1 protein-coding gene is annotated in these 1,308 nt (G+C 69.1%); it reads left to right on the top strand.

The window, feature by feature from the left end; genetic code table 11:
- Positions 1-118: 118 nt before the first annotated feature.
- The gene (gene hpnH / locus SACSA_RS0116495; RefSeq protein WP_019818822.1) at positions 119-1,129 is read left to right on the top strand and encodes an adenosyl-hopene transferase HpnH; all 1,011 of its coding nucleotides are present in this window, start codon (positions 119-121) and stop codon (positions 1,127-1,129) included.
- The last annotated feature ends 179 nt before the right edge of the window (positions 1,130-1,308 follow it).

Here is a 1,308-nt window from a genome sequence, read left to right as displayed (position 1 = left end):
TGCCCGGCGGTCTCGCGGCGCTCGCGGCGCTGCGGCGGGCCGGTCCGGCGTTGCGGCGCTGGGCGGAACGGAGGGGGGAGATGGGCGAATCCGGCACTGGCGAGGAGGTGCGGTACCGATGAACATGCCCCTGCACCAGAGTGTGCGCATCGCGCGTTACCTGGTGGCGCAGAAACTGAAGAGGCGGGAGAAGTTCCCTCTGATCGTGGAGCTGGAACCGCTGTTCGCGTGCAACCTCGGCTGTCCGGGGTGCGGCAAGATCCAGCATCCGGCCAGTGTGCTCAAGCAGCGGATGCCGGTGGAGCAGGCCGTCGCCGCGATCGAGGAGTGCGGCGCGCCGATGGTGTCCATCGCGGGCGGTGAACCGCTGATGCACCCGGACATCGACACGATGGTGAACGAGCTGGTGCGGCGCAAGAAGTACGTGTTCCTGTGCACGAACGCCGCGCTGCTGCGCAAGAAGATCGACAAGCTCGACCTGCGCCCGTCGAAGTACTTCGCCTTCGCCATGCACGTCGACGGGCTGCGCGAGCGGCACGACGCGGCGGTGGACAAGGAGGGCGTGTTCGACGAGGTGGTCGAGGCCGTCCGGGAGGTCAAGCGCCGGGGGTTCCGGGTCACCACGAACACGACGGTGTTCAACACCGACACCCCGGCCAGCGTCATCGAGGTGCTCGACTACCTCAACGACGACCTCGAGGTCGACGAAATGATGATCTCTCCGGCCTACGCCTACGAGAAGGCGCCGGACCAGGAGCACTTCCTCGGGGTCGAGGAGACGCGGGAACTGTTCCGCAAGGCTTTCGCGGGCGGCAACCGCTCGCGCTGGCGGCTCAACCACTCGCCGCTGTTCCTCGACTTCCTCGAGGGCAAGGTGGACTTCGGGTGCACCGCGTGGGGCGTGCCGTCGTACTCGTTGTTCGGCTGGCAGAGGCCGTGCTACCTGATGAGCGACGGGTACGCGGAGACCTACCGCGAGCTGGTCGAGACGACCGAGTGGGAGAAGTACGGCCGGGGCCGCGACCCGCGATGCGCGAACTGCATGGCGCACTGCGGGTACGAGCCGACGTCGGTGCTGGCGACGATGGGATCGCTCAAAGAGTCGCTGCGCGCGGCGCGGGGTCTGTGACCGAGGGGTCCGGGTACCACCCGGGCGCGGAGTTCACCCGAAACGGCGCTGCAACGCGTCGGTGACCGCCGGGGCCAGCCCCCGCACCCGGGCGGGCACGCGGAGCCACCGGGGCACGAAGACCTCGCGCCGGTCGCGTTCCACCGCGTCGACGACGGCGCGGGCCACTCTCTCCGGAG

Origin of the sequence: Saccharomonospora saliphila YIM 90502, assembly GCF_000383795.1 — a bacterium.
GTDB classification, from domain to species: Bacteria; Actinomycetota; Actinomycetes; order Mycobacteriales; family Pseudonocardiaceae; genus Saccharomonospora; species Saccharomonospora saliphila.
Note: the sequence above shows the minus strand (reverse complement) of the source record. Positions and strands in the feature narration are given on the sequence as shown.

Excerpts from the sequence above, each read along its gene's own strand:
- hpnH (WP_019818822.1), top strand. The coding sequence starts at position 119 with ATGAACATGCCCCTGCACCAGAGTGTGCGCATCGCGCGTTACCTGGTG.